Here is a 26,758-nt window from a genome sequence, read left to right on the forward strand (position 1 = left end):
CTGTTGGCCTGGCAGCGGCCGTGTGGCCGGTGGCACTCACCCCGTCTGCCTGGACGTCTAGTATCGCCCATGCCTAACGGGTATATATAGGCCACGATGGCCGGCGGCGCAGCCGGATCGTGCACTGGGAGGAACCTATGCGGTGGATGCGTGCCGCGGGTAGAGGGCTCCTGGTCGCGGCGGTACTGCTGACCGGCCATGCCGGTTCCGGCGCCGGGGCCCGGCCGGCGGGCCCCGAGGGCCGTGGGCCCATGACACTGGTGACGGCCGGCGATCTCACCGACTATCTCTCGCCGTTGCTCGACGACTGGAACAGGGCCCGCCCCGACGAGCGGGTGACCCTGGTCGAGCTGCCGGACTCGGCCGACGAGACCCGGGCGCAGATGACCAGCGAACTGCGCTCCGGCAGCGACCGCTTCGACGTGCTGAACATCGATGTGGCGTGGACGTCCGAGTTCGCCGCGGCGGGCTGGATCTCCCCGCTGCACCGTGACCGTTTCCCGCTGAAGAGCTTCCTGCGGCCGGTCGTCGACACCGCCACCTTCGACGGACGGCTGTACGCGGTCCCGTACGTCACCAACGCCGGACTGCTCTACTACCGCAAGGACATCCTGGAGCGGGAGGGCGAGAAGCCGCCCCGCACCTGGGCCGAACTGTCCCGCCAGGCCCGCACGATCGCCCCCGGGTACGGCCTGGACGGTTACGCGGGCCAGTTCCTGCCCTACGAAGGGCTGACCGCCAACGTCACCGAGGCCGTGCACTCGTCCGGCGGGTCGATCCTGCGGGACGACGGCGACCGCGTCACCGTGGACTCCGCCGCCGCCCGGGAGGCGCTGACGTTCCTGGCGGACGGGGTGCGGGAGGGCTGGATCCCCCGCGAGGCGCTCCGGTACAAGGAGGAGGAGTCCCGCCAGGCGTTCCAGGACGGCAGGCTGCTCTTCCTCCGCAACTGGCCGTACGTCTACACCGACGCGCGCGCCGGGGACTCGAAGGTCGCGGGGAGGTTCGGCGCGGTGCCGCTGCCCGGACCGGACGGACCGGGGACGAGCGTGCTGGGCGGCTCCAACCTCGCCGTCAGCAGCCACTCCCGCCACCCGGCGTCGGCCGCGGACCTGATCGCGTACCTCACCAGCGAGCGGGTCCAGCGCCAGGTGCTCACCGAGGGTTCACTGCCGCCGGTCCGCGCCGCGCTGTACGAGGACCCGGAGCTGATCGAGGCCCATCCGTATCTGCCGACGCTGCGCAAGAGCGTGCTGTCGGCGGTCCCGCGGCCCAAGAGCCCGCGCTACGACCAGGTGAGCCTGGCCGTCCAGGCGGTGGCGCAGGACGTCATGGCGCTGCGGCAGACGCCCGGGGAAGCAGTGGAGCGGCTCGCGCGCGAGCTTGCCGCGATCTCCCGCGGGGACTGACGCCACCGCTCCGTCCACTCACGAGGCCACTACCTACATGTTAGGTAGTGGCCTTCTTTCTTGTTCTCTTCATTCCGGTACAAACCATCCCAGCTTTCAGCTGGTTCTGGACACATCGTTGACACCTTCCAGTCGCTGCTACTTAACATGCATGCATAACGGCGCACCCGATCCGGGGCGCACTCGCATCCAGCAGAAACAGGTCGACGCGAGATGCTCAGCACGCTTCCGGCCGGTACCGGCCACCCCGCCCGCACCGCTGCCACCCCTGATCCCTGGTGGCGCGACGCGGTGATCTACCAGGTCTACGTCCGCAGCTTCCTCGACAGCACCGGGGACGGCATCGGCGATCTGGCCGGCGTACGCGCCGGGCTGCCCTACCTCAGGAAGCTCGGCGTCGACGGCATCTGGCTCAGCCCCTTCTACCCGTCCCCGCAGCACGACCACGGCTACGACGTCGCCGACTACACCGGCGTCGACCCCGTCTACGGCGACCTCGCCGAGTTCGACCTGCTGGTGTCCGACGCCCGCCGCCTCGGACTCAGGCTGCTGCTCGACATCGTCCCCAACCACTGCTCCAGCGCGCACCCCTGGTTCCACGAGGCGCTCGCCGCGGGCCCCGGCGGCGCCGCCCGCTCCCGCTTCCACTTCGCGCCCGGCCGCGGCCCCGGCGGGGACGAGCCGCCCAACAACTGGCGCGCGATGTTCGGCGGCCCCGCCTGGAGCCGCGTCACCGAGCCCGACGGCACCCCGGGAGAGTGGTACCTCCACCTCTTCACCCCGGAGCAGCCCGACCTCAACTGGCGCGACCCGGCCGTCGGCGACGACTTCGAGCGGGTACTGCGCTTCTGGCTGGACCGCGGCGTGGACGGTTTCCGCATCGACGTCGCCGCAGGGCTCTTCAAGCACCCGGAGCTCCCCGACTCCCACGACCCGTACGCCGACGAGCGGGCCCGCGACTCGGTCAACCAGCTGGCCTGGAACCAGCCCGAGGTCCACGGAGTGTGGCGCCGCTGGCGCTCGGTCTGCGACGAGTACGCGGCCCGGGACGGCAAGGACCGGCTGCTCGTCGGCGAGGTCTCCGTACCGACCGCCCGCGAACACGCCGAGTATGTCCGCGCCGACGAACTGCACCAGGCGTTCTTCTTCGACCTGCTCTCCGCCCCCTGGGACGCGGACGCCTTCCGCTCGACCATCGACGAGGCGATACGCGACATCGCCGGCACCGGTTCGACCGTCACCTGGGTCCTCAACAACCACGACCAGGTCCGCACCGTCACCCGGTACGCGGGCGAGCCCGGCGTGGAGGGCAGCGGCCTCGGCGCCGCCCGCGCCCGCGCCGCGGCCCTCCTCATGCTCGCCCTGCCCGGCGCCGCGTACGTCTACCAGGGAGAGGAGCTCGGGCTGCCCGAGGTCCTCGACCTGCCGGACGAGGTGCTCACCGACCCGATCTTCCACCGCACCGGCAGCCGCAAGCGCATCCGCGACGGCTGCCGCGTCCCGCTGCCCTGGTCCGGCCACGCTTCCCCGTTCGGCTTCAGCCAGGGCGCGGCCGGGGCCCGGCCGTGGCTACCGCAGCCCGAGTGGTTCGCGGACCACGCCACCGACCGGGCCCTGGCCGACACCCGCTCCTTCTGGCACCTGTACCGCGACGGCCTGCAACTGCGGCGCAGCCTGCCGCAGCTGGGCGAAGGCACCCTGCGCTGGCTCGACGCGCCCCCGCAGGTCCTGGCCATGGCCCGCGGTGACGGACTGATCTGCACCGTCAACTTCGGCACGGAGCCGGTACCCGCACCCGTGACCGGGACCCCCCTGCTCTCCAGCGGCCCCTGCCCCGACGGTGTGCTCCCCGGAGCCACCGCCGCCTGGTGGACCGGCGACCACTCCGCCTCATGACCCTCACCCCCGGAAGGACCCTCACCATGCGACGAACCGTCAGAACGACCGCCAGGGCGACCGCGAGGACGACCACCCTGCGTACGGCCGCCGCGGCCTCCGCCGTACTCGGCCTCACCCTCGGCGCCACCGCCTGCGGCGAAACGACCGGCCCCGCGAGCGGCGGCGAACTCAGCGGCAAGACCGTGACCGTCGCCGGCGTATGGACCGGCAGCGAGCAGAAGAACTTCAAGAAGGTGCTCGACGCCTTCAGCGAGAAGACCGGCGCCAAGACCGTGTTCGTCCCCTCAGGCGACAACGTCTCCACGTTCGTCGGCAGCAAGATCGAGGGAGGCAACGCGCCCGATGTCGTGATGGTGCCCCAGGTCGGTGTCCTCCAGCAGTTCGCGAAGGAGGGCTGGCTCAAGCCGCTGTCCGACGAAACCGCCAAGACGGCCACCGCCGGGCTCGCCCCCGTGTGGAAGAACTACGGCGCCGTCGACGGCACGTACTACGGCCTCTACTTCAAGGCCGCCCACAAGTCCACCGTCTGGTACAGCCCCGAGGCCTTCGCCCAGGCCGGCGTCAGCGCGCCCAAGACCTACGACGACCTCCTGAAGGCGGGCCGCACACTCGCCGACTCCGGCCGCCCTGCCTTCGCGGTCGCCGGCGAGGACGGCTGGACCCTCACCGACTGGTTCGAGAACATCTACCTCTCCCAGGCCGGGCCCGAGAAGTACGACCGGCTCGCCCAGCACGAACTCAAGTGGACGGACGAGAGCGTCGTCGAAGCGCTGACCACGCTCGGCGAAGTGTTCAAGGACCCCCAGCTCGTCGCGGGCGGCGCCAAGGCCGCGCTGCAGACCGACTTCCCGGCCTCCGTCGAGCAGGTCTTCGGCCCCGAGCCCAAGGCGGGCATGGTCTACGAAGGCGACTTCATCGGCGGCATGGCCAAGGACGAGTTCGGCCGGAAGCTCGGCGAGGACGCCGACTTCTTCCCGTTCCCCACCGTCGACGGTGGCGAGGCCCCCGTGGTCAGCGGCGGCGACGCCGCCGTGGTCCTCAAGGACGGCGCGAACAGCGAGGCCGGCATGAGGCTCCTCGAGTTCCTCGCCACGCCCGGGGCGGCCGAGATCTGGGCCGGCGCCGGCGGGTTCCTGTCGCCCAACAAGAACGTCAGCCCCGACGCGTACGGCGACGACACCACGCGCTCCACCGCCAAGTCCCTCGTCGAAGCCGGCAACTCCGTCCGCTTCGACATGTCCGACCAGGCGCCCGCGGCGTTCGGCGGCACCAAGGGCGCGGGCGAGTGGAAACTCCTCCAGGACTTCCTGCGCGACCCGTCCGACCCGAAGGCGACCGCCGCGAAGCTCGAGGCCGCCGCCGCCAAGGCGTACGGGAACTGAGGCCGACCACCATGGCCGACATCCTCAAGGAGCGGGCCCCGAGCGCCCGCACCCCCCAGACCGGCGCCGCGCCCGACCCGCGGCGCCGGGCCCAGCGCAGGAAACGCCGCGTCGCGGTCCTCTTCGTCCTGCCGGCCCTGCTGCTCCTCGGGGCGCTCGTCGTCTACCCCGTCGTCTTCTCCGTCGGACGCAGCCTGTTCGACGCGAGCGGGGAGCAGTTCGTCGGCGCGGCGAACTACACCGAGATCTTCCAGGACCCCGCCACCCTCAAAGCCGTCCGCAACAGCACCATCTGGGTCGTCGTCGCGCCGGCCCTGCTGACCGGTCTCGGCCTGATGCTGGCCGTCCTCACCGAAAAGGTGCGCTGGGCGACCGCCTTCAAGCTGGTGCTCTTCCTGCCCATGGCAGTCTCCTTCCTCGCCGCGGGCATCATCTTCCGGCTCGCCTACGAGCAGGACCCCGACCGCGGTGTGATCAACGCGGCGGTCGTCGCGGCGCACGACGCCTTCGAGGACCCGGCCGCCTACCCGACGGCCCGTGCCCGCGAGAACCAGGGCCTCGGGGGAGCGGCCGGCGGCCCGTACACCACCACAGAGGCCGTCCGCCCCGGCACGCCGGTCACCCTCGGCTTCGTCGGCGTGGCACCCGACGCGATGCCGCCCGGGGCGAAGACCGCCGCCGTCCCGGGCCCCGGCGCGGACGGGATCGGCGGCGTCGCCTACCTCGACTTCGCACCGGGCGGCGGCGGCACCCAGGGCAAGGTCGACCCGGCGGAGAAGGGCCTGCCCGGCATGACCGTCGAAGCCGTGCGCGACGGCAGGGTGGCCGCGAGCGCGACGACCACGGCCGACGGCTCCTTCCGGTTCGAGGGCCTCACGGACGGCGAGTACACCGTCCGGCTGCCCGCCTCGAACTTCGCCGCGCCCTACCAGGGCGTGAACTGGCTCGGCCCCGCCCTCGTCACACCGGCCGTCATCGGCGCCTACCTGTGGGTGTGGACCGGCTTCGCGATGGTGCTCATCGGCGCCGGACTCGCCGCCCTCCCGCGCGACGCGCTGGAGGCGGCCCGGATGGACGGCGCGACCGAGGGCCAGATCTTCCGCAAGATCACCGTGCCGCTGCTGGCGCCCGTGCTCACCGTCGTCTTCGTGACACTGGTCATCAACGTGATGAAGGTCTTCGACCTCGTCTACATCATCGCGCCGGGACCGGTCCAGGAAGAGGCCGGCGTCCTGGCCACCCGGATGTGGCTGGTGTCCTTCGGCGGCGGCAACGACCAGGGGCTCGGCAGCGCACTGAGCGTCCTGCTGCTCCTGCTGGTCGTTCCGGCCATGATCTTCAACGTCCGGCGCTTCCGAAGGAGCCGATCATGAGTGGCCGCACCACCGTCGAGCGCCGGCCGGCCGAACGGCCCGCCCCCGTCCGTCCCGTCCCCCTCGCGCCGCCCGCGCGTCCCCGGCGAAAGAGCCGGCTCGGCGCATGGCTCGGCAACGGCGCCGTCCAGGCCGTGCTGATCGTGGTCGCGCTCATCTGGATCACACCGCTGGCGGGCCTGTTCCTCTCCTCCCTGCGCTCCGAGCGGGACAACGCGTCCGGCGGCTGGTGGACGGCGCTGACCGACCCCTCCCGGCTGTCCCTGGACAACTACACCGCGCTCTTCCGGGACTCCGGCATCGGCGAGGCCTTCTGGAACACGGTCCTGATCTCCGTCCCCACGACCCTGCTGGTCGTCGGTATCGCGGCACTCGCCGGATACGCCTTCGCCTGGCTGGACTTCCCCGGCCGCGACGCGATCTTCCTGATCGTCGTCGGCCTGCTGGTCGTGCCTGTCCAGATCGGACTGCTGCCCGTCGCCAAACTCTTCGGCGCGGTAGGGCTGTTCGGCACGGTCGCGGGCGTCGTCCTCTTCCACGTCGCGTACGGGCTGCCGTTCGCCGTCTTCCTGCTGCGGAACTACTTCGCCGAGATCCCGAGGGAGATGCTGGAGGCGGCCCGGATGGACGGCGGCTCGGAGTGGCGGATCTTCTCCCGCCTCGTCCTCCCGCTCGGCCGCCCGGCCATCGCGAGCCTTGCGATCTTCCAGTTCCTGTGGGTGTGGAACGACATGCTGGTCGCCCTGCTCTTCGCGGACAGCGAGTCCCAGCCGCTGACGGTGGAGCTCCAGTCCCAGATGCGGCAGTTCGGCAGCAACATCGGGGTGCTGGCGCCGGGGGCGTTCCTGTCGCTGGTGGTTCCGCTGGTCGTCTTCTTCGCCTTCCAGCGGCACTTCGTGCAGGGCGTGATGGCGGGGTCGGTGAAGTAACGGGGCGCGCGGGCGGGGCGGTGCTGCGCAGCCGCCCCGGCGCTCCGCCCCGGCACCCCCGCACCCCGGTCTCCCCCTGTGGTCGCCTGCGACTCGCGCCGTGCGAGCCCTCGAAGGGGTGCGGGAACCGGCGAAGTCCCGCTCAGCTGACGCTTGCTGACGAGGGCTCGGCGAAGGCGCCGGCGACTGCGGCGAGGGCGGCGGTTCTGGCCGCATGGCCGGGCAGCTGCGGGTCGGGGGGTGTACGGAGGAGTACCAGCGAGTGGTACAGCGGCGCGGTGGCGGCGACGAGCAGACGCCGGGCGTCGGTGTGCGGCGGGAGTTCGCCGCGCCGGACAGCCCGGCTGACGCAGATCTCGCAGCGGGCGTACCGGTCCTCCCAGAGCCGCTGCTGGGCACGGGCGGCCTTCTCGGAGCGGAACGAGGCGGCGATCAGCGCTGCGACGACCGGCGGCTGTGCACTCAGGGCTTCATGAATCTCCTGATTCAGTGCTGCCAGGTCGCTCTCCAGCGAACCGGTGTCCGGCGGCTGCCAGTCGTCGTCGCTCGCCGCGTCGAGGACGTCGGCGAGCAGGCCGCCGACATCCCCCCACCGCCGGTACACCGTGGTGCGATGCACGCCCGCGCGGGCGGCGACGGTGTCAATGCCGAGTCCGTCGTAGCCGTGTTCGCCGAGTTCCGCGAGGACCGCGTCGAGGACCTGCGCACGGATACGGGCGGTGCGGCCCCCGGGGCGCCGCGTCGGAGGCGGCCGGGTGCTCTCCGGTCCTGGGACTTCGAAAGTCATCGCTGGTGATCCGTTGCTCCGGGGACGGCGTTATGGCACCATCTTAATGCATCAGTTGTCGCACTAGTGGAGTGATCAATGCTCTTCCGAAGCGTTCGCCCGGCCCCGCGGCCCATGTCCGCCGCCTCGTCCTCGAATGCTTCGGAGTCCCCGCATGCCTGCACAGATCACCGCGCTCGCCGTCAGCAAGTCCTACAACGGCAGGCTCGTCCTTGACTCGGTGACCTGCTCGCTCGCCGCGGGCGAACGCACCGGGATCATCGGCGAGAACGGATCCGGCAAGACCACCCTGCTGCGGCTGTTCGCGGGGCGTGAACGGCCCGACCAGGGCGAGGTCGTCGTCCAGGCCGCCGGCGGCGTCGGCTACCTCGCCCAGGACGAGCAACTGGCCCCGCAGGCGACCGTTCAGCAGATCATCGACCGGTCCCTGAGCGGTCTACGCGCCGTCGAGCAGCGAATGCGCCGCCTGGAGGCCGCGATGGCCGACGGCGACGAGTCCGGCATGGCCGAGTACGGCGACCTGATGACCGTATTCGAGCTGCGCGGCGGCTATGACGCCGATGCCCGGGTGGAACGTGCCCTGTACGGCCTCGGCCTGGGGCTGGTGAGCCGTGACCGTACCGTGGGCACGCTGTCCGGCGGAGAACAGGTCCGGTTGCGGCTGGCGGCCGTGCTTGCGGCGGCGCCGGAGGTGCTGCTGCTGGACGAGCCGACCAACCACCTCGACGGCACGGCCTTGACCTGGCTGGAAGACCATCTGCGCACCCGGCGGGGCACGACGGTGACGGTCTCCCACGACCGCGCCTTCCTCGAGCGCGTGGCCACCAGCCTGCTGGAGGTGGACGCCGACCGGCGCCGCGTCGTCCGCTACGGCAACGGCTACGCCGGCTACCTCGCCGAGAAGAGGGCTGCCCGGCAGCGCTGGGCTCAGGCGTACGACCAGTGGCGGACGGACGTCGACCGGCTGCGCGAGGCCGCCGCGACCACCGCCCGTCAGGTGGCCCCCGGCCGTGCGATGAAGGACGGCAACAAGATGGCTTACGACCGGGCGGGCGGACGCGTGCAGCAGTCGCTGGCCGGCCGGGTGCGCAACGCCGAGGAACGGCTGCGCCGCCTGCTCACCGACCCGGTCCCGCCCCCGCCGGAGCCGCTGCGCTTCACCCCGGTACTGCGTGCCCGCCGTCTGCAGGGCGCCGTACTCGACGTCGCGGACGTCGCCGTCACCGGCCGGCTCGACCGCACGGACCTCACCGTCACGGCGGGTGAACACCTGCTGATCACGGGGCCGAACGGAGCGGGCAAGAGCACCCTGCTCGGCGTCCTGGCCGCACGAGTCGCCCCCGACAGCGGGAGTGTCACCCGCCGCGGCAGGATCGGCCATCTCCCCCAGGAGCCGCGCCCGGGAAAACCGGACGAGACCGTACTGGCCGCCTTCGCCCGCGGGCGGGCGGGAGAGAGCACTGATCACGCCGAACAGCTGCTGTCCCTCGGCCTGTTCGACCGCGACCAGTTCACGGTGCCGGTCGGCCGGCTGTCCACCGGACAGCGGCAGCGCCTCGCCTTGGCGCGACTGCTCAGCGAGCCGTCGGACGTCCTGCTGCTCGACGAACCCACCAACCATCTGTCCCCCGCTCTCGTCGAGGAGCTGGAGACCGCCCTGATGGGGTACGACGGCGCCCTCGTCATCGTCAGCCATGACCGCCGGCTGCGCCGGCGCTGGTGGGGCGCCCACCTGGCCATGCGCGCGACGTCGACGTCCGCTGCCACGTGCTGAGAACTTCCAGCCCGGTCCCGCGGACTTCCTGGATTCCCTTCCCCCTTCCCTCCTTCGCACCCGTCACAGAGGAAGCGATACGTCATGCCACCTGTTCCCGCCGACCCGGCCGTGCTCCATCCGCTGCCCGAACAGCCGCGAGTGGTGCTGCTGAAGCCACTGGTCACCTCGCCGCTGATCGAGGTCGGGGAGTTCTCCTACTACGACGATCCGGACGATCCAACGGCTTTCGAGACCCGGAACGTGCTGTATCACTACGGTCCGGAGAAGCTGGTCATCGGTAAGTTCTGCGCGCTGGGCGAAGGCGTGCGGTTCGTCATGAACGGCGCCAACCACCGCATGGACGGCCCCTCGACGTTCCCCTTCCCGATCATGGGAGGTTCCTGGGCCGAGCACTTCGATCTGATCACCGGCCTGCCCGGCCGGGGCGACACCGTGGTCGGCAACGACGTCTGGTTCGGGTACCGGGCCATGGTGATGCCCGGCGTCCGTATCGGCCACGGAGCGGTCGTCGCTTCCGGCTCCGTCGTCGTCGACGACGTTCCCGACTACGGCATCGTCGGCGGCAACCCCGCCAGGCTCATCCGCCGCCGCTACAGCGACGCGGACGTCAACCGCCTCCTGGCCCTGGCATGGTGGAACTGGCCGCTCCAGCACATCACCGAACACGTCCGCGCGATCATGTCCGGCAGCATCGACGACCTGGAGGACGCGGCGGCCGCGCAGGCGGCGGAGGCACGTCAAGACCCGCCGCCGGCCCGTTGAGCGGTCCTGGCAGAGGCCGACCGGCCCCGCGAAGGCCGGGCTCCTCCCGGGGAAGCGCTACGTGCGGTGAGGCCGAGCGGGTTCACCGCCGTGTCGCCGACTACCTGCGCCACGTCGATTCCGAAACGCTGCCGATGATCCAGACGGCGATGCGGATCGCCGAATCTTTCGCCGGCGGCTCCGGGGCCGACACCGCGCCCGCGTGGGCACGCCTGCCCACTGCCGAACAGGACGCCCTCAGCGCCGCCTTGACGAGGCTGCTCATCCGCTTCCGTTCCGTCGAACCGCTGTACGTCTCCCGCGGCGGCCGGTCGGGTTATGACATCGCCCTGCGACGCCTCGAAGGCGCCCGCCACGCCGACTACACCTTCCGCGCCCTGGCTGACCTCTTCGCCGGCAAAGGGCTGACCGCCGACACCTCGGCCCGGGACGCCTACATGGCCGAGTCGGTCCTGTGGCACCTGGAGCGCTTCGAACCCGGCACCCGCGTCGTTCTGGCGGCTCACAACGCCCACATCCAGAAAACACCGGTCTCCTTCGACGGCCGCCTCACGGGGTTCCCGATGGGACAGCACCTGCACCGCGCGCTCGGCGACGACTACGTAGCCCTCGGCCTGACGAGCACCACCGGACAGACCGCGGACATGCCCCGGGACGAGAACGCACGCTTCGGTTTCACCGTCGACACCACCGCGCTGGAGCCGCCAGAGCCGGGAAGCATCGAAGCGGCCTTCGCCGATGCCGATCTCGGGCTCAGCGTGGCCGGCCTCCACCGGGCACCCCGCGAGGCCCCCAGCAGCGCCGACCCTGCTCCGGGCCCCGACCGCATCCGGATACAAGGCGCCTACCTGCACACCCCCGTCCTCGACGCGTTCGACGCCATCCTCAGCACCTCGGTCTCCACCGTGGCCGACGCCTCGAGAACACCTGAGACGGGCCGGTGAGCAGGGCGGTGAGCCCGACAGGGGACGAGCCCTTCGGACACGGCGCGGTCGTAGAGCCGCCGGACGCGCCTGTTGTTCCCTTCTTCGCCCGCGTCCCGGCCGGGGACGACGTCCACGAGCCGGTTACGGGCCCGTTGGCGAGCGCCTGCCGACGGCTATGTGCCTGTCCAGCCGGCCGTGTTGGAGTACGACTCGTAGCTGTATCGGGTGCTGCGGTCCCATGGATCGCCGGTGAGGTGCTCGTAGGCGTCGTCGGGTACGTAGAGCAGTGCCTCGGCCCAGACGACGTCGTTGACGAACGGCACGAAACGCTCCGGGGCCCGAAGCACGTTCTCGTACTCCTCACGGCCGGCCGCGACGACCGCAGCCCGGGTGTACAGGAACGCGTCACCCGACAGTCCCTCGCCGTACTCCTTGCGGTCCAACCTGTACAGAGCCCAGGAGAGCCGCTCGGCGAAGCCGGCCACGTCGGATACGGGACCGTTCGCCAGGCGGGCTGTCAGGGCAGCGGCGAGCTGATCGCCGTCGGGGTCGGGTGCTGAGGGACCGCACTCTTCGATGAGTTGCCAGAAGACGTCTTCGTTCATGTCGCAGAGCATGGCCGAAGGGTGTGACAAGCCGGGACGGCAAGGTCCTCCCCGGCCGGTAGGCATGGCCGACGAGGACTGCGGCCATGCCGGTGAAGGCGAGAGAGCGTTCGGCCCGGGATGCGCAGCTGCGGTGGAACACCCACCGGAACGAGGGGCGGCCACGCGGTCGCCCGCCTGCCCCGGGCACGCCCGGGGATCGGCCACCCGGGTTGCGTTGCGGTCGGCACAGGCACATTTGGGTTCCACCCGTCTGCGTACGCGAGCGACGGAATGATCGAGCGCTTTACGGTGGGTTGATGCGATCTGTTCCGAGGTGGGCCCTGCTTTCGTCGGGGTGTGCCCCCGTCCTGCTGGTCGGAGGCTGGACGGTCGCGGCACTACTGGAGGGGCCCGCCTACAATCCCGCCACTCAGACGATCAGCGTCCTGGGGGCTTACGGGGCTGCGGGATTCTGGGTGATGACCGGAGCCTTCCTCGGCCTGGGCGTCTGCCACCTGCTTACCGCCAGGGGGCTGCGCGCGGCCGCGTTCGCCGGGCGTGTGGCGCTGGGCGGCGGTGGAGCGGTGGCGGTGGTGGTGGCTCTGCTCCCCGTGCCGAGCAGTGGAGGGTCCCTGGTCCACGGGTCGGTCGTCGCGGTCGGCTTCACCCTCCTGGCGATGTGGCCGGTTCTGGCTGCCGATCGCAGCGGGAGCGCACCATGGGGGTTACGGCCCGTGCCCTCCATCGTGGTGACTGTTCTGATGGGCGCCGGTGCAGGCTGGTTTCTGCTCGAAATGTACCGTCACGGTGCCATTGGTATGGCTGAACGCCTTGTGACATGCATTCAGTCCCTGTGGCCCTTGGTGGTCGTCGCCTCCTGCCTCTGCCATCCCGACAACGATGGACCTCCGACGTGACCGGGGCCGGCAGCTGGATGCGGCCGGGAGCAGGCGAGGCGTCGGCCCGAGCCGGGCTGCGCGGGGGAGCCCCCGGCGGGAGGAGCGCATCCAGCGCCCCCTCCCAGGACTTCAACTGCCGGTCAGGGCAAGGCGTTCATCAGTGACTTCAGGCAGCGGTTTCCCGGGTGATGGCCGCTGAACGCCGAGGGGACCCGAAGTCGTCCAGGTGCCGAGGTCGTTCAGGTGCCGAGCCGGGCCGTCAGGCCGTCGAGGACCCGGTCGAGCCCGTACGCGAAGTCGGCGTCGCGGATCTGCTGCGGGTGCACGTCCTGCTGGGCGGAGCTTCCCTCGCGCAGCCGCGGGTGTTGCCGCGAGGCTTCGTCGAAGGCCGGGCGCAGGCCCGCCACCCACTCCTGCTCGGACTTGCCGCTGCGGGCGATCAGTGAGAGGTACGCGGCCTCGGAGGTCGCGATCCCGATGACGTATGCCGTGAGTGTCCCCATGGCCTGGTCCTTCTCGTCCGCGGGGAAGCCCGCCGCTTCGAACTGCGCGAGCAGTCCCGATGACATCCGCATGGCGTTCGGGCCGATGTGGACGAGGCCGACCTGGCCGAGCTCGGGGGCGATCCAGGGGTGGCGCAGGGTCATCGCCCGCAGATCGGTGGCGATGCGGGCGACGCCCGCGCGCCACTGGGTGCGGTCGGCGGCGGCCGGTACCTGAAGCTCTCCGTAGACCTCGTCCACGACCAGCTCGATCAGCTCGTCCTTGTTGGCCACGTGCCGGTAGAGGGAGGTGGCCGCGGCGTCCAGGCGAGTGCCGAGCTTGCGCATGCTGAGCGCCTCGATGCCCTCCGCGTCCAGCAGTTCGATCGCCGCGGCCACGATCTGCTCGCGGGTCAGCTGCTCCCGCTGCGGGCGGCGCGGACGGGTCCACACTGATGCGGTCGGGTTCTCGTCGGCTGGCATCCGGCTCTCATCCCTGCTCGTCCTTCTTCTCCTCCTACGGTAGCGCACGCTGTACGCACGTTGCGTACAGCGTTCCACCATGCGTACAGTGTTCGCAACGAGGGAACGCTGTACGCATCGGGTGGGAGCAGACGTGTCGAAGAATGTGAACCGGGACGAGCAGGGCAACTGGGATGCCAAGGGGGAGTGGGGGACCCGGAACTCGGCGGGCCGGAAGGTCGATCTCGCCCGCTGGCAGGCCCGCCTCGACGAGCTGCGCGCCAAGCACCACGTCCCGGCCGCGTCCCTGGCGTTCCTCGTCGACGGAACCGTCCATGAACTGGCCGGCGGCGTACTGCACCGCGGAACGGGCGTGGAGGCGACGACCGACTCGGTCTTCCAGATGGGCTCGATAGCCAAGGTCTACACCGCCACCCTGATCATGCGGCTCGCCGAATCAGGCGAACTCGACCTGGACGCACCGGTCGTGGACGTACTGCCGGAGTTCTCGGTCGCTGACCCCGAGGCGGCCAGGACGATCACCACGCGTCGGCTGCTCAGCCATACGAGCGGCCTCACCTGCGACTTCACCTACGACAGCGGGCGCGGCGACGACTGCCTCGCCAAGTACGTCGAGGCCGCGAAGGACGTGGCGCTCGACTGCCCGCCCGGCACCGCGATCTCATACAGCAGCGTCGGCTACAACGTCCTCGGCCGCATCGTCGAGGTGGTGACCGGCCAGGTCTGGGACGAGGCACTGAAAGACCTGCTCCTGGCCCCGCTCGGCGTCACGCACACCATGACGCTGCCCGAGGAGGCGCTGCGGTTCCGCGCGGCGATGGGGCACCTGGGCGAGGCGGGCCAGGACCCGGACCCGGCACCGTCCTGGGACCTGATGCCGCGCTCGGCGGGCCCGTACGGCAGGGTCATAGCCAGCGCGGGAGACGTCGTCCGGCTGGCACAAATGCACCTCAACGGCGGTGTGGCGCAGGACGGTACGCGCGTGCTCTCCGAGGAGACGGTGGCGCTGATGCAGCGCCGGGTGGTGGACTCTCCCGACAAGTGGACGGTCAGCGCGGACGGCTGGGGCCTGGGCTGGACGCTGTACGACTGGGACGGCGTCCAGGGCTACGGCCACGACGGCGCCTCCATCGGGCAGTACGGCTACCTGCGCGCCGTGCCGTCGGCGGGCGTCGCGGTCGCACTGCTCACCAACGGCGGCGGTGCGCGTGAACTGTACGCGGAGCTCTACCGGGAACTCCTGGCCGAGCTGGCCGGGGTGACGATGCCGGAGCCCTTCGCCCCGCCGGCCCAGCCGCCCACGGTGGACTACGCGCCGCTCGTCGGCACGTACCGGCGCGAGGGCGTGGTCATCACTGTGACCGAGCGGGACGGCGCGGGACACCTGGTGTACGAGTTCGTCGACGGGATGAAGGACTTCTCCGAGCCCTTGGAGATCGGTCTGGTGCCGGTGACGGAGACGGTCTTCGCCGGTACGGGGGTGGGCGCGGCGTTCAGCGAGGACTACATGCCCGTGGTCTTCTCCACACTGCGGGACGGCACGGGCTGCGTCTACATCGGCATGCGCTGCGGCCCCAAGACCGCGTAACGCGGCTGCTTCTGCTCCACTGCGCGATACGGCGTGGCCGGAACGGCTGCCCGTGAGGGCTGTGCGTCTGCGCAGCCGTCGGCCCTCCCGTGGGGAGGGGCCGGGAGGGACGGCGCGGCCCCGCCCGTGTGACAGCCACACAGGGCGGGTCGGGGGACGGGGGCCTTCGCCCGGGAGGCGAGAGGATCACCGCCGTCACAGCATTGCACTGGATTCAGCCAGGCGACAGGGTCATGACTGAAACTCGTACCTCAGACCGCGCTGCCGCTGTCATGAGCCGCCCGGCCTGTCCCGCGCGGGCTGGAAAAGAGGGCTGGAGGGGAACGTCACCCGAGGGGGTGGTCCGGGTGGTGCTCACGATCAGTCCGGCAGTTGAGGGAGGGGCGGCCGGAAACGTGTTCCGCCACGCGCCCCAGCAGTCCGCCTGCGACGAGCGCCTCGGCGCGGCCGGGCCGCTGATCAGCCAAGTGATCGAAGCCCTGACGTGAAGTGACCTGCGTCACATGCTGTCACAGCTGTCCGTCACGCGGTGTCTTGAGGCCGAACCCCTTGAGACAGAGGAGAGACCGTGACTGAGAACACCGATGTCGTCGTGATCGGCGGCGGATACGCCGGTGTCATGGCGGCCAACCGCCTGACGCAGCGCGACGACGTGACCGTGACCCTGATCAACCCGCGCTCGGCCTTCGTCCCGCGCCTGCGCCTGCACCAGCTGGTGGGCGGGTCCCACGACGCGGTCGTCGACTACCGCGAGATCCTGGCCGAGGGCGTCCGGCTGGCCGTCGACACCGTGACCCGGATCGACACGGCCGAGCGCAGCGTGGCGCTGGCGAGCGGCGGCACGGTCGGCTACGACTACCTGATCTACGCGGCGGGCAGTGGCAGCACCGACCTGCGCGTTCCCGGGGCGGCCGAGTTCGCTCACCCGGTCGCCACCCTGGAGGCCGCGCAGCGGCTGCGGTCGGTCGTCGACGCCGCGCACGCGACGGCCGCCCTGACGGTTGTCGGCGCCGGTCCGACGGGCATCGAGACCGCCGCCGAGCTGGCGGAGCGGGGCCGCCGGGTGACCCTGGTCTGCGGAGGCGTGCTCGGCCCGTACCTGCACCCTCGGGCCCGACGCACGGTCGCCAAGCGGCTCGCCCGGCTCGGGGTGACCGTGCTCGACGGCCCCGACACGAAGGTCACGGCGGTGACGCGCCACGCCGTGCGCCTCGGGGACGGCCGTGAGCTGCCGAGCGAGGTCACCGTCTGGGCCGCCGGCTTCGGTGTGCCGGATCTGGCCGCGCGCAGCGGGCTGAGCACCGACGCGATGGGGCGCCTGCTCACGGACGAGACGCTGACCAGCATGGCCGACAAGCGCATCGTCGCCGCCGGGGACTCGGCGGCACCGTCCGACCTGCCGTTCCGGATGAGCGCCTATGCCGCGGGCTGCCTGGGCGCCCATGCCGCGGACACGGTCCTCAGCCGCATCGCGGGCAAGCGGCCCGAGCCCGTCAGCCTGTCGTTCCCCGCCATGTGCGTCAGCCTGGGGCGCCGCGCCGGCGTCTTCCAGTTCGCGCACAAGGACGACACCGCGATGAGGCTCTACGTCGGCGGCCGTGCCGGCGCGAAGCTCAAGGAGATCTCCTGCCAGTTCAGCGTCAAGCATCTGGTGAACGAGGCACGCAAGCCCGGTTCGCACACCTGGCCCAAGGGCGACAAGCGCCGGGAGATACTGCGGGCCAAGCGGGGCGAAACGCCGCTCACCACCGAACCGGCAGCCTGAGCAGGCATGCGAGGAAGAGGGGCCGAGACATGACCGACCACTCCACCGACCCGGCGACCGAGGCGTTCGTCGCCCACCGCAATCTGCTCTTCACGGTCGCCTACGAGATGCTGGGATCGGCGGCCGACGCCGAGGACGTCCTCCAGGAGACCTGGCTGCGGTGGGCCAAGGTGGACCTGGGGCAGGTGGACGACCAACGGGCGTACCTGGTCCGGATCACGACCCGGCAGTCGCTCAACCGGCTGCGCACCATGAAGCGCCGCAGGGAGGCGTACGTCGGCCAGTGGCTGCCCGAGCCGCTGCTCACCGCGCCGGACGTGGCCGAGGACATCGAGCTCGCCGAGAGCGTGTCGATGGCGCTGATGATCGTCCTGGAGACGCTGTCGCCGACCGAACGGGCCGTCTTCGTGCTGCGCGAGGTCTTCGACGTCGGCTATGACGAGATCGCGGACGCCGTGGACAAGAGTCCTGCGGCCGTCCGCCAGATCGCGCACCGCGCCCGCCGCCACGTCGACGCCCGACGCCCCCGGAAGGCGGTCTCCCCGAGCGCTGCCCGGGCGGCTGTGGAGTCGTTCCGGCGCGCTCTCGAAACCCGGGACCCCCAGGGCCTCCTGGACGTGCTCGCCCCGGACGTCGTCCTCGTGAGCGACGGCGGCGGCGTGAAGAGGGCCGCGCTGCGGCCGATCATCGGCGCCGAGAAGCTGGTCCGCTTCTACCTCGGCGGCTCCAGCAAGCTCGAGGCCACGATCACTTGTTCACCCACCGTGGTCAACGGCAATCCGGCACTGGTCCTGCGCCTGGACGACGAGATCGACGGCGTCATGGGGATGCGTGTCGAGGACGGCCGCGTCACGGGCGTCTATTACGTCCGCAACCCGGAGAAGCTGACCCGCGTCGAGACCGAGACCCCGCTCACCCTGCGATGAGTACGCCGGATCACCGGAACACCACCCGCCCGCCGTCACACGCCGGACGAGAGGAGCGCACCACGGCCGGGCAGACGACGGCCGGGCGGCGCAGCCTCACGCTCCTGAAGACCGCGATCGCCCCGCGGGCCGTGACCTCCTTCTTCCAGGCGGCCACCGCCGGGGGCGGGCATGAAGAACCGCTCCGCGCCCTCGCGCCCCAGGACCTGGTGCTCGGTGACCAAGGGCCACGGGATGCCGGGCGCGGTACGGACCGCGACTTCTCATCCGGACGCCGTCGAGCCGGGAGCGGCAGACGCTCGACGCCTCTGTCGCTGCGTGAGCAGGTCGTCGTGGGTCAGGACCTGGCGGCGCTGTCGCTGTCGGGGTGGAGGGGGAAGACCTGGTCGAGGCCGACGATGCGCAGGATACGCAGCGTATGGGCGGGGACGGCGGCGAGCGCGATGTCCGCGCGGGCGCCGTGGGCGTGGTTGCGGGCGGCGATCAGGGCGGTGATGCCGCTGGAGTCGCAGAATTTCATGCCGTCCAGATCCAGGACGAGGCGCTGGCCGGGCTGGAGGGTGAGCGTGCTGAGCAGTTCACGCAGTGTGGTGGCGTTGGTGTAGTCGAGTTCGCCGATGATCGCCAGAACGGGACCGGTCGCAGCGTCTCGGGTGGTGATTTTCAGCGGGTTCATCGTGGATTCTTCGTTGCCGGGCCGGGGGCGGGGACGCCGAGGGCGAGGAGGGCGGTGTCGTCGTCGAGGCCGTCGCCGAAGTCGTCCAGCAGGCCGGTCAGGGCCTGGATGACGGCATGCGGGGACTTTCCGGCGTGGCCGGCGGCGAAGGTGAGCAGGGCCTCGTCCCCGTACAGGGTGGTGCGGTCTTCGCCGGTGCGGGCTTCGGTGAGGCCGTCGGTGTAGAGCAGAAGGGTGTCGCCGGGGGCGAGAACGGTGGCGGCGGTGGCGAAGTGCGCGTCGGGCAGGATGCCGACGAGGAGGCCGCCGGGAGTGGGCAGGAAGTCGGCCGTGCCGTCGGCGCGCAGGACGAGGGCCGGGGGGTGGCCGCCCGCAGCGAGGCGGATGGCCACCTGCCCGGTCGCGGGGTCGGGTTCGAGAGTGCCGAAGACGGTGGTGCAGTAACGCGGGTCGCCGCTGCCGCTGTAGCGCTCGTGAAGCACCTTGTTGAGGGTGGACAGAGCGGAAACGGGGTCTGGGTCGTGCAGGGCGGCGGCGCGCAGGGTGTAGCGAGTCAGTGAGGTGACCGCGGCTGCTTGGGGGCCCTTGCCGCACACGTCACCGAGGAAGAAGGCGAAGCGTTTGCCGTCGATGGGGAAGACGTCGTAGAAGTCGCCGCCGAGCCGGTCGGGGGAGGCGGTGTGGTAGTGGGCGGCCGCCTCCATCCCGGGCACTGGCGGCAGGATGGCGGGCAGCAGTGACTGCTGGAGCACGGCCAGGGCGTCCTGCAACCTGGCGCGGTCGGCCTCCGCCTGCTGGCGGGCTTCTTCGGCCGCTCTCCGGCCGCGCAGGAGTTCCTCCTCGTAGGTGCGGCGGTCCCGGGCGTCGAAGACAGTGGTGCGGACCAGCAGTGGCTCGCCGGTACTGCCGTGCTTGACCACCGAGGAGACCAGCACCGGTATCCGGCCGCCGCCGGCCTGCTTGATCTCCAGGGCTATGCCGCCGATCTCGCCCTGCATCCGCAGCAGCGGCGCGAAGTGCGTCTCGTGGTACAGCTTGCCGCCCACGGTCAGCAGGTCGGTGAACCGCATCCGGCCCACCACCGCCTCCCGCTCCAGACCGAGCCAGCCCAGCAGCGTGGTGTTGATCTTCGCGATGGTGCCGTCCATCAACGTGGACAGATACCCGCACGGCGCGCTCTCGTACAGTTCCACGGCGCTGTCCTCCAGCAGCGCGGCGAACGCCGCATCCGACGCTTTCCCGTCGTCGGCGTTATGGGGGTCGGGCTGCTGGCCGGTACGGCACATCATCGCAGGCCCGCCAGGAAACCGGTGATCGCCTCGTTGGTGACCTCGGGCGCGGACAGGTGCGGGCAGTGCCCGGTCGCATCGAGAGTGACCAGTTGTGAGCCGGGCACCGCCTGGTGAACGTAGGCGCCGACCTCCCGGGGAGCGATGACGTCCTGGGTGCATTCCAGTACCAGCGTCGGCACCTTCACCTTTTTCAGATCGTCCCGCGAGTCGGACAGGAACGTGGTGCGGGCGAAGACGCGCGCCATGTCCGGATCAGTCGCGCAGAAACTGTTCTTCAGCTCCTCACCGAGCTCGGGCTGCTCCGCGTTCCCCATGATCACCGGTGCCATCGCCGCCGACCAGCCCAGGTAGTTGGACTCCAGGGACTCCAGCAGCTCGTCGATGTCCTGCGCGCTGAACCCGCCCCGGTAGCCCTCGTCGTCGATGTACCGCGGAGAGGGGGCGACCATGACCAGCGCCCCGATGCGCTCCGGAGCCATGCCCGCGGCCAGCACCCCGATCATCGCGCTGACCGAGTGCCCCACGAACACCGCATCGCGCAGGTCGAGGGCCTCGCACACCTCCACCGCGTCCCGGGCGTAACCGTCCAGGGAGGCATAGCGGTCCTCCGAGAACGCGGACAGATCCGAGCGGCCCGAACCCACGTAGTCGAACAGCACCACCCGGTAGTCCTCGACCAGGGCAGGCACCGTCAGCCGCCACATGTTCTGATCACAGCCGAACCCGTGAGCCAGCACGACCGCCGGCCCCTGCGGATTGCCGATGACGGTGACGTTGTTCCTGCGATCGATACCCATACCCACCAGTCTCTCAAGTCCCACTCACCACTCGGACACGACTCTGAGGTACCCAAGGCATCCCGGGGCAGGCCGTCCTCGAACGGCGGCTTGCCCATCCCGGGGGAGGGGAGGCAGCGGTGCTGCCTGGCCCGGGCCGGCGGACGTCCCGCCCGCCCCTGGAGCGCTCTACGGCGCGGGTCGGACTGCCCTGGGTCATCTCGGCGTGAACGCCTTGGCCGCGGCGGTGAAGGCGTTCGTCCAGTCGGACGTGATGATGCTTGCGATGTACCCGTCCGGCCGGACGAGGACGAGCGTGTCGCCGGTGATGCCGTAGACGCTGTTCAGCCGGCCGGTGGTGTCGGCGAGGACGCTGTCGTCGTCGACGCGGCGTCCGGTGCGGACGGGGTAACGGCGCAGTCCGGCGCCGTCGGCGGGCCAGGCCGGCCTGGACAGCGCCTCGGCGGCGCCGGGGCCGAAGGCCAGGAGGGTGAAGTGCGGTCCCCGGAAGACGTCGAACAGGCGCCGGACACCGCGCGCGGAGCACGGCGCGTCCGGCGCCCGGTCGCCCACGTGCAGTGTCCTGGTGGCCGGAGAGTGGACGGGGGCGAGCGGGCCGCCGTGGTACGAGAGATCGAGCTGGCGTTCCTCGTCTCCGCGCCTGAGGCCGGAGACACGGTGCCTGCTGAGGTTTTCGTACAGCTCGCCGGACTTGCCGAGAACGCGCGCGGCGATCGGCTGCCGCTCGGCCTCGTAGGTGTCGAGGAGGCCCTCCGGTGCACCGGCGATGACCTGGCCGAGTTTCCAGCCGAGGTTGTAGGCGTCCTGCACGCCGGTGTTGAGTCCTTGCGCGCCGGCCGGAGTGTGCACGTGGGCGGCGTCACCGGCCAGGAAGACCCGGCCCGCGCGGTAGTGCTCGACGAGCCGGACATTGGGCCGGAACACCGAGGTCCAGGTGATGTCACGCAGCCGCAGGCCGGTCAGCTGGTGGAACCGGGCGGCCAGTGCGGCTTCGTCCAGGTCCGGTGTGTCGTCCGGCTTCAGCCGGATCATCACCTGGAACTGGTCGGAATGCGGCAGCGGACACGCTCCCGCGGAGGCGCGGGGCCAGATGTGCCACCGGTCGCGGGACAGCCCGTCGATCGTGCCGTCGATGATGAGCGTACGGTCGGAGGCGTCGGTCTCCCCCGCGAAGCCGAGACCGGTGGCCTTGCGGACGGCACTGGCGCCGCCGTCGGCACCGACGAGGTACTTGCTGCGCACCTTCTCTCCCGAGGCGAGCGTCGCCGTGACGCCGGCGGCGTCCTGTTCGAAGTCCTCCAGCGCGGTGTCGTACTCGATGCGCAGTCCGAGGCGGTCGACCAGGCGGTGCAGGATGGCGTCGGTGCGGTGCTGCGGCAGCAGCAGGATGTTCGGGTACGGCACGTCCGGAGTGGGCTGGTCGCGCTGCTGCATTTTCCACGGCTCGTCGACGGCCCGTGAGCACGCTTTTTCGCACAGCCGTGTACCTGGAGGGCACGTTCACGTGTACGTCGGCATCACCTTCAGCGACGCCCGTCAGCCGACCAGGCGCCGGCGCCAGTCGAGCGGGGTGATGTGAACGGCCTGGCCTGGGTCGCCGTCCCAGGTGGTGGGCAGGCCGACAGCGTCGAGAGCGGCCACCACCTCGCGGCCGACCGCCGCGGTGCTCTCCTCCGAGCCGTCGAAGCCGCCGTAGAAGAGCATCAGGCCATGACCGGCGGCGGCGGAGTCGGTGCACTGGGTGTGGAAGTAGACGAAGCCGCGGGCATCGGGTGCCCCTTCTGCACCGATCTCCGCGTTGCCGCAGGACCGGCAGCAAGCGAAGTTCTCCCGGGCCGTGATGCCGGCGGCCTCCAGTGCGGTGAAGGCGCGGGTGAGCCGCTCAGGGTCGGTCTCACCCTGCCATTTGGCCTGTTCCGCCACGCGCTCCAGCCACATCCGGTCGGCCAGCGCCTCCGCCTGCTCACGGGAGACGGGCCGGTGGTCCTTGGCGACCAGGTAGTGCTCAGCGAGCTCGGCCAGTCCGGCCCGGGAAGCGTAGCCGCCGACCAGCACCTCACGGACACGCTTCTCCAACTCCTTGCGCTCGTCTTCGCCGATGTCGAGCGGCGGCACCTCGCGGGTGGGGCCCATGTCCAGCAGCGACCAGGCCAGACCGGCGTCCCAACCGGTCTCCTGGCGGGCCCAGCCGGTAATCGCCGCAATCACGGCCCCGGGCCCGTCGGCCGTCGCCTGGAAGTGCCGGTCAGCGGCACCGTCGCGGTGCTCCAGCGTGTAGTCACCACCGGCCTTGTGCCAGACCTGGGCGAAGACGTCAGGCAGGTCGGGTATCGGCTGGACCACCAGGAACCGGTCACCGTCACCGCCGATTCGCCGGACCAGCCCGGCGAGCTCCTCGACGGACACGCGGACGTGCCGCTCCCAGTTCTCCGTCTTCACCACGATCTCAAGCATGCGCAGACTCTGACACGCCCCTCTGACAACAGACCTCCCTGGATCCGGCATCGCCCCTGCACCACCACGTGACTCCAGGCAGCTCAGCATCCGCTCCGACCCGGACTCGCGCCGGTTCCCCGGCCGCAAACGCGCGAGGGAAAGTGCCATACCCAGGACGTGATCGTCCTCGCCCATGTCTCCTGGTTCATCCACGCTCGAAGGCGTGAACTCCGGCCCTCCTGGCGGAAGTCGAGCCGCTCCAAGCAGGCCCTGTTCACCCTGGCGCATCTGCGCAAGAACGCAGCACATCGGCAGGCCGGCGCCGGATGCGGAGTATCCGAGGCAGCCGCCTGGCGCTACGTCGACGAGACGATCGAGATACCCGCCTCCTGGGCACCTGGCCTGTGCGAAGCCCCGACCGGACTCGGCGAAGACGGCTTCGTCATCGTCGACGGCACCCTCGTTCCCACCGGCCGCATCAGGGCGGACGAGCCGTACTGCTCCCAGAAACACAGGAAGCACGGCATGGACGCCCAGGTCATCACAAGGCCGGACGGAACCTCACTCCGGTTCTCGCGTACGACACCGGGGCGCACCCACGACCCGCCCGCAGCGCGAGCCCACGGTGTCGTCCAGGCGTGAACGTGCCTTCGCGCAGCTGAAAACCTGCCGACTGCTCCGGCGGGCCAGATACTCCCCCCGCCGCATCGAAACCGCCGTCCAGGCCGCCCGCACCCTCCTGACCTGTACGTATTCAGGATAGAAGAGGTTCAGTGCTCGCAGAGGGAGAATTCTCGTTCGTAGAGCTGCTCGTTGTGTTCGTCGACGAAGAACTTGCGTTCCTGCATGAGTTGTTCGCGGTAGTTCTTGGCCTGTTCAAGCGTCATGGTCGAGGTGTCGGACCAGGGCTGCTGCGGTGGCACATCGGATGTCGAGACGATCTTTTCCGACGGGTCGACCAGGAAGAACGCGAGAATTTTGCGACATCCCGGGCGGGTGGGGTCCATGAGGCGGAATGAGCCGACGCGGTGTTGCAGGATGTTCGGGAAAGCCAGGCAGCGGCCCGCTGGGGTCGATGCCGATCCCAGCATCTGGTTCAGTGCGTCTTCGTTCTCCAGGCCGTAGACCTCACGCAGGCCGTTGTCGTCGTTCTGTTCGTAGTACGGGTCGTCGAGTGCAGCACGGAAACTCAGCCGGCTTTCGGTGATGTTCTCGCTGTCCCAGTAGTAGATGCCGGTCGAGACGATCCGCTCGTTCAACATCCCCTCGACATGCCAGGAACCGCCGGGGTACTCGGGCTTGTCCGGGGTGAGATGAATGGTGGCGAGCTTGACGATGACCTGGAGACGGCGGCCGCGCAGATCGACTCGTGCGGATGCATCGGGCAACTCGGGCGGGGTGAATTCCGGGGCGTCCGGGATGACCGGGCGGCGGTTTTCCCACCAGTCGTCCTGGGCCTCCTCCCACGCGCGGAGGGCTTCGGTGTAAGCCTCATCATCACTGTAGGAGGATTTGTCCGGGTGCTTCGGCTCCGAGTCGTACCACCCGTAAGGATCGGCCTCGATCCGCAGGGGCCGCGGATGGCGCAGATCGGTGAGCACGTTCTCCAGCAGCGGCCGGAAGCGCGCGAACAAGTCCGGCAGCACGGAGGCCAGTTCGCGATGATTCTCGGGGTGGACGTTGTTGACGTATGAACGGAAGGCGACATCGCCGTCGTCCCTGACGTCGACGTCCGTGGGCAACCACTGGAATTTCTCCGAGAATTCGTACTTCGAGTAGCGGTCCGTCGGATTCTGCCAAGCCCGCTCGGGCGCGCCGCTCACCTCTTTCACCAGACAGAAAAGTGAGGGATGAACCAGGTCCAGTACCTGGCCGTCGGATCCGGGATGCCAGTCCTTCTCTGCTTCGGGGACCTGTTCCAGAACCCGAACCGCCTCACGCAGCCGGGATCTGAGCTTGTCGTCGATCAGCGTGTCCGACTGCCACACCCCGTCGACGGCGGACACCTCTGCACCGGTTCGTCCGTCCCGCAACGCGGCATAATGCAGGAGTTCGGCAAGCACGTAACGAACCTGCGCTTCGGTGAGACCCTGGGCGAGCGCTTCTTGCGTCCATCTGGCGACGATGTCGGCATCGTTCATCTTGTCGAACCACCCGGGCTTCGCCCGAATGTGTGAGCTGCACTGCATCATCTGCAGTTCCCGCAGCGTCCGGGGTGTCGCGAACGATATGGAACGGGAAGCATGAAAAGGCAGCGGGAAAGCAGACAGGCCAGTCAATTCTCTTGGTCCTCACAGTCGGTGTGCGGTGGCGGGAAGGATACTTCAGCAGACTGACACCGCCTCTGTGGCCCCTGTCATCGTTGGTCCGGGGGCCAGGGCTTCGTCGTAGTCGCGTGATGTACGGTTCGCGCTCATCCGAGCCCGAGGAGCGAGAGAGCGACGTCTTCTCCTGGACTCTTCGCACCACAGCCGAAAAACGGCCGTCAGGAGACCGAGGCCCCGCTACGGTGATCGGCGTGAAGCACGCTGCCGTGGCGACGACGCCGGAGAGTGCCCGGGCGCGCTGACGGGCGACCTGATCCGAAGCCCCGGGGCGGGTGCCCCGGGGCTTCGTCGTAGGCCCGGCCACTTGACCCGCAGCCGGCAAGGTCCGAGGGAAGCGGGCAGGAGCGCCGGACGGTCAGCCCAGCGGGCTCGGGTTGTTCAGAACATCACCGGTGGGCTTGTAAGGGCCCCCGGTCACCGTCTCCTCGGTCACCGGGACGCTGTGTGTCTGGTGATGACCCGCCTGGGCCGCACCGGCGGTCAGGGCGACAAGGGCGAATGCTCCGCCTATCACTGCTGCAACAGCCTTGGCACGCACAGTCGTTGTGCTCCCCACTCTGGTACTGGACGAACTGGACCCTGACAGTCTGGCAGGGGAACCCGGGAAGGGCACAGACTTTCGAGCCGGTGCGCCATGGGCGAGGCCGGGACCGAGATCGGCCAACCGGCCGGGCCGGTGGGACAACGCAGCCCGGCGACAGCGCATCCCTGGACCTGTGATGCGGCTACGGCGCCACAAACTACCCCCACCTGCCCGTATTAAGGAGGCCGTACTGGTTGCTCATGCTGTGGCCCCCGTAGGCCCCGGCAGTATGCGATGCCTCCGACGACTGGGCGAGCTGCGGGGCCGAAACCAGTTCAGCGTGTCCGGTCGCGGCGGCAACGCCAGAACCGAAAGCGAGCGTCGACACGACCGCCGCCGTGGTGAAGACACCTGCAAGGAGATGCTGTCGAGTACGCATGAACCCTCCGGGATCATCAGACTTCATATCCGCGCGCCATGCCTTCCGTGGCGAGACACGTAATGCCGCCGACGCAGAGGACGGTGTACTGCCCTGCGACAGACGCGGCCTCACGTCCTGGACGACTGCCTGCCGGCACCCTGCGCTTGCCCGGACGACACTGGCGAGCCTTCCACCACGGGTCCGCCGCTGTCACCGCTTACTGACTTCGGCTTGTCAGGGTGTGGCTGGGTCGTCGAGGGTGAGGCCGGTGCCGGCTATGAATCCGTCGAGTGTGTCGGGTCGGTATTGAAG

Annotated in this window: 21 protein-coding genes and 3 pseudogenes; 14 read left to right on the forward strand and 10 right to left on the reverse strand. The window is 70.1% G+C overall.

Annotation, left to right across the window (positions count from 1 at the left end; translation table 11 throughout):
* Nucleotides 1-137: 137 nt before the first annotated feature.
* The 5 genes from ACWD0Y_RS26145 (at nt 138) to ACWD0Y_RS26165 (ending at nt 6,992) form a co-directional block, all read left to right on the forward strand.
* The gene (locus ACWD0Y_RS26145) at nt 138-1,409 is read left to right on the forward strand and encodes an ABC transporter substrate-binding protein (protein WP_450262768.1); all 1,272 of its coding nucleotides are present in this window, start codon (nt 138-140) and stop codon (nt 1,407-1,409) included.
* Nucleotides 1,410-1,622: 213 nt separating this feature from the next.
* Nucleotides 1,623-3,305 carry a glycoside hydrolase family 13 protein gene (locus ACWD0Y_RS26150; RefSeq protein WP_450262770.1) on the forward strand — a complete coding sequence of 561 codons (1,683 nt, stop codon included), beginning with the start codon at nt 1,623-1,625 and terminating at the stop codon, nt 3,303-3,305.
* A 26-nt stretch (nt 3,306-3,331) separates the two neighbouring features.
* Nucleotides 3,332-4,690: an ABC transporter substrate-binding protein gene (locus ACWD0Y_RS26155; protein WP_450262771.1), complete on the forward strand. Its 1,359-nt coding sequence runs from the start codon at nt 3,332-3,334 to the stop codon at nt 4,688-4,690.
* Nucleotides 4,691-4,701: 11 nt separating this feature from the next.
* Nucleotides 4,702-6,063 (forward strand): ABC transporter permease subunit, encoded by a 1,362-nt coding sequence (locus ACWD0Y_RS26160; protein WP_450262772.1) that lies wholly within the window; start codon nt 4,702-4,704, stop codon nt 6,061-6,063.
* The gene (locus tag ACWD0Y_RS26165) at nt 6,060-6,992 is read left to right on the forward strand and encodes a carbohydrate ABC transporter permease (protein ID WP_450262773.1); all 933 of its coding nucleotides are present in this window, start codon (nt 6,060-6,062) and stop codon (nt 6,990-6,992) included. The genes ACWD0Y_RS26160 and ACWD0Y_RS26165 overlap by 4 nt, the downstream gene beginning before the upstream one ends.
* 142 nt (nt 6,993-7,134) lie before the next feature.
* On the opposite strand, the gene ACWD0Y_RS26170 is transcribed toward ACWD0Y_RS26165, so the two are convergent.
* A complete protein-coding gene (locus tag ACWD0Y_RS26170; RefSeq protein WP_450262774.1) occupies nt 7,135-7,779 on the reverse strand; it encodes a TetR/AcrR family transcriptional regulator in 645 nt (214 codons plus the stop codon).
* Nucleotides 7,780-7,933: 154 nt separating this feature from the next.
* Between ACWD0Y_RS26170 and abc-f the strand changes: the two genes are divergently transcribed.
* From abc-f to ACWD0Y_RS26185, 3 genes are all read left to right on the forward strand, one after another.
* Nucleotides 7,934-9,553 (forward strand): ribosomal protection-like ABC-F family protein, encoded by a 1,620-nt coding sequence (abc-f, locus tag ACWD0Y_RS26175; RefSeq protein WP_450262775.1) that lies wholly within the window; start codon nt 7,934-7,936, stop codon nt 9,551-9,553.
* 84 nt (nt 9,554-9,637) lie between these two features.
* The gene (locus ACWD0Y_RS26180) at nt 9,638-10,318 is read left to right on the forward strand and encodes a CatB-related O-acetyltransferase (RefSeq protein ID WP_450262776.1); all 681 of its coding nucleotides are present in this window, start codon (nt 9,638-9,640) and stop codon (nt 10,316-10,318) included.
* 134 nt (nt 10,319-10,452) lie between these two features.
* Entirely contained in the window at nt 10,453-11,262 is an 810-nt protein-coding gene (locus ACWD0Y_RS26185; RefSeq protein ID WP_450262777.1) for an erythromycin esterase family protein, read from the forward strand.
* A 155-nt stretch (nt 11,263-11,417) separates the two neighbouring features.
* Here the strand turns inward: ACWD0Y_RS26185 and ACWD0Y_RS26190 are convergent, their stop codons facing one another.
* Complete coding sequence (locus ACWD0Y_RS26190) at nt 11,418-11,849, reverse strand: DUF4240 domain-containing protein (RefSeq protein ID WP_450262778.1); 432 nt, start codon at nt 11,847-11,849, stop codon at nt 11,418-11,420.
* A 299-nt stretch (nt 11,850-12,148) separates the two neighbouring features.
* Between ACWD0Y_RS26190 and ACWD0Y_RS26195 the strand changes: the two genes are divergently transcribed.
* On the forward strand, nt 12,149-12,748 hold the full coding sequence (locus ACWD0Y_RS26195) for a DUF998 domain-containing protein (protein ID WP_450262779.1): 600 nt from the start codon (nt 12,149-12,151) through the stop codon (nt 12,746-12,748).
* 221 nt (nt 12,749-12,969) lie between these two features.
* Here the strand turns inward: ACWD0Y_RS26195 and ACWD0Y_RS26200 are convergent, their stop codons facing one another.
* The gene (locus tag ACWD0Y_RS26200; RefSeq protein ID WP_450262780.1) at nt 12,970-13,695 is read right to left on the reverse strand and encodes a TetR/AcrR family transcriptional regulator; all 726 of its coding nucleotides are present in this window, start codon (nt 13,693-13,695) and stop codon (nt 12,970-12,972) included.
* Nucleotides 13,696-13,828: 133 nt separating this feature from the next.
* Here ACWD0Y_RS26200 and ACWD0Y_RS26205 point away from each other — a divergent pair, with 133 nt between their 5' ends.
* The 4 genes and pseudogenes from ACWD0Y_RS26205 (at nt 13,829) to ACWD0Y_RS26220 (ending at nt 17,974) form a co-directional block, all read left to right on the forward strand.
* Nucleotides 13,829-15,283 carry a serine hydrolase domain-containing protein gene (locus ACWD0Y_RS26205; protein ID WP_450262781.1) on the forward strand — a complete coding sequence of 485 codons (1,455 nt, stop codon included), beginning with the start codon at nt 13,829-13,831 and terminating at the stop codon, nt 15,281-15,283.
* Nucleotides 15,284-15,672: 389 nt separating this feature from the next.
* Nucleotides 15,673-15,765 (forward strand): annotated as a pseudogene (locus ACWD0Y_RS26210) (IS982 family transposase); the annotation flags it as partial.
* Between the two features lie 86 nt (nt 15,766-15,851).
* Nucleotides 15,852-17,048, forward strand: a complete 1,197-nt coding sequence (locus ACWD0Y_RS26215; RefSeq protein ID WP_450262782.1) for an NAD(P)/FAD-dependent oxidoreductase — start codon at nt 15,852-15,854, stop codon at nt 17,046-17,048.
* A 29-nt stretch (nt 17,049-17,077) separates the two neighbouring features.
* Nucleotides 17,078-17,974, forward strand: a complete 897-nt coding sequence (locus ACWD0Y_RS26220) for an RNA polymerase sigma-70 factor (RefSeq protein WP_450262783.1) — start codon at nt 17,078-17,080, stop codon at nt 17,972-17,974.
* Between the two features lie 337 nt (nt 17,975-18,311).
* Here ACWD0Y_RS26220 and ACWD0Y_RS26225 read toward each other — a convergent pair whose 3' ends face one another.
* The 5 genes from ACWD0Y_RS26225 to ACWD0Y_RS26245 form a co-directional block, all read right to left on the reverse strand.
* The gene (locus tag ACWD0Y_RS26225; protein WP_450262784.1) at nt 18,312-18,650 is read right to left on the reverse strand and encodes an STAS domain-containing protein; all 339 of its coding nucleotides are present in this window, start codon (nt 18,648-18,650) and stop codon (nt 18,312-18,314) included.
* The gene (locus ACWD0Y_RS26230) at nt 18,647-19,936 is read right to left on the reverse strand and encodes a PP2C family protein-serine/threonine phosphatase (protein WP_450262792.1); all 1,290 of its coding nucleotides are present in this window, start codon (nt 19,934-19,936) and stop codon (nt 18,647-18,649) included. Before ACWD0Y_RS26230 ends, ACWD0Y_RS26225 begins: the two co-directional genes overlap by 4 nt.
* On the reverse strand, nt 19,936-20,739 hold the full coding sequence (locus ACWD0Y_RS26235; protein WP_450262785.1) for an alpha/beta fold hydrolase: 804 nt from the start codon (nt 20,737-20,739) through the stop codon (nt 19,936-19,938). Before ACWD0Y_RS26235 ends, ACWD0Y_RS26230 begins: the two co-directional genes overlap by 1 nt.
* A 195-nt stretch (nt 20,740-20,934) precedes the next feature.
* Nucleotides 20,935-22,173 (reverse strand): FAD-dependent monooxygenase, encoded by a 1,239-nt coding sequence (locus ACWD0Y_RS26240; RefSeq protein WP_450262786.1) that lies wholly within the window; start codon nt 22,171-22,173, stop codon nt 20,935-20,937.
* 102 nt (nt 22,174-22,275) lie between these two features.
* Nucleotides 22,276-23,193, reverse strand: a complete 918-nt coding sequence (locus ACWD0Y_RS26245) for a DUF6891 domain-containing protein (RefSeq protein ID WP_450262787.1) — start codon at nt 23,191-23,193, stop codon at nt 22,276-22,278.
* Between the two features lie 159 nt (nt 23,194-23,352).
* On the opposite strand from ACWD0Y_RS26245, the pseudogene ACWD0Y_RS26250 reads away from it, so the two are divergent.
* A pseudogene (locus tag ACWD0Y_RS26250) lies at nt 23,353-23,938 on the forward strand (transposase family protein).
* Nucleotides 23,939-23,945: 7 nt separating this feature from the next.
* Here the strand turns inward: ACWD0Y_RS26250 and ACWD0Y_RS26255 are convergent.
* Together ACWD0Y_RS26255 and ACWD0Y_RS26260 are read right to left on the reverse strand one after the other, a co-directional pair.
* Nucleotides 23,946-25,454 carry a DUF4246 domain-containing protein gene (locus ACWD0Y_RS26255; protein WP_450262788.1) on the reverse strand — a complete coding sequence of 503 codons (1,509 nt, stop codon included), beginning with the start codon at nt 25,452-25,454 and terminating at the stop codon, nt 23,946-23,948.
* Nucleotides 25,455-26,680: 1,226 nt separating this feature from the next.
* Nucleotides 26,681-26,758, reverse strand: a pseudogene (locus ACWD0Y_RS26260) (transposase); the annotation flags it as partial.

The sequence above is a fragment of the Streptomyces altiplanensis genome, assembly GCF_053591575.1.

Excerpts from the sequence above, each read along its gene's own strand:
- ACWD0Y_RS26180 (WP_450262776.1), top strand. The coding sequence starts at position 9,638 with ATGCCACCTGTTCCCGCCGACCCGGCCGTGCTCCATCCGCTGCCCGAA.
- ACWD0Y_RS26155 (WP_450262771.1), top strand. The coding sequence starts at position 3,332 with ATGCGACGAACCGTCAGAACGACCGCCAGGGCGACCGCGAGGACGACC.
- ACWD0Y_RS26150 (WP_450262770.1), top strand. The coding sequence starts at position 1,623 with ATGCTCAGCACGCTTCCGGCCGGTACCGGCCACCCCGCCCGCACCGCT.
- ACWD0Y_RS26245 (WP_450262787.1), bottom strand. The coding sequence starts at position 23,193 with ATGCTTGAGATCGTGGTGAAGACGGAGAACTGGGAGCGGCACGTCCGC.
- ACWD0Y_RS26220 (WP_450262783.1), top strand. The coding sequence starts at position 17,078 with ATGACCGACCACTCCACCGACCCGGCGACCGAGGCGTTCGTCGCCCAC.
- ACWD0Y_RS26230 (WP_450262792.1), bottom strand. The coding sequence starts at position 19,936 with ATGTGCCGTACCGGCCAGCAGCCCGACCCCCATAACGCCGACGACGGG.
- ACWD0Y_RS26165 (WP_450262773.1), top strand. The coding sequence starts at position 6,060 with ATGAGTGGCCGCACCACCGTCGAGCGCCGGCCGGCCGAACGGCCCGCC.
- ACWD0Y_RS26195 (WP_450262779.1), top strand. The coding sequence starts at position 12,149 with ATGCGATCTGTTCCGAGGTGGGCCCTGCTTTCGTCGGGGTGTGCCCCC.
- ACWD0Y_RS26170 (WP_450262774.1), bottom strand. The coding sequence starts at position 7,779 with ATGACTTTCGAAGTCCCAGGACCGGAGAGCACCCGGCCGCCTCCGACG.
- ACWD0Y_RS26160 (WP_450262772.1), top strand. The coding sequence starts at position 4,702 with ATGGCCGACATCCTCAAGGAGCGGGCCCCGAGCGCCCGCACCCCCCAG.
- ACWD0Y_RS26185 (WP_450262777.1), top strand. The coding sequence starts at position 10,453 with ATGATCCAGACGGCGATGCGGATCGCCGAATCTTTCGCCGGCGGCTCC.
- ACWD0Y_RS26200 (WP_450262780.1), bottom strand. The coding sequence starts at position 13,695 with ATGCCAGCCGACGAGAACCCGACCGCATCAGTGTGGACCCGTCCGCGC.
- ACWD0Y_RS26190 (WP_450262778.1), bottom strand. The coding sequence starts at position 11,849 with ATGAACGAAGACGTCTTCTGGCAACTCATCGAAGAGTGCGGTCCCTCA.
- ACWD0Y_RS26225 (WP_450262784.1), bottom strand. The coding sequence starts at position 18,650 with ATGAACCCGCTGAAAATCACCACCCGAGACGCTGCGACCGGTCCCGTT.
- ACWD0Y_RS26240 (WP_450262786.1), bottom strand. The coding sequence starts at position 22,173 with ATGCAGCAGCGCGACCAGCCCACTCCGGACGTGCCGTACCCGAACATC.
- ACWD0Y_RS26235 (WP_450262785.1), bottom strand. The coding sequence starts at position 20,739 with ATGGGTATCGATCGCAGGAACAACGTCACCGTCATCGGCAATCCGCAG.
- ACWD0Y_RS26145 (WP_450262768.1), top strand. The coding sequence starts at position 138 with ATGCGGTGGATGCGTGCCGCGGGTAGAGGGCTCCTGGTCGCGGCGGTA.
- abc-f (WP_450262775.1), top strand. The coding sequence starts at position 7,934 with ATGCCTGCACAGATCACCGCGCTCGCCGTCAGCAAGTCCTACAACGGC.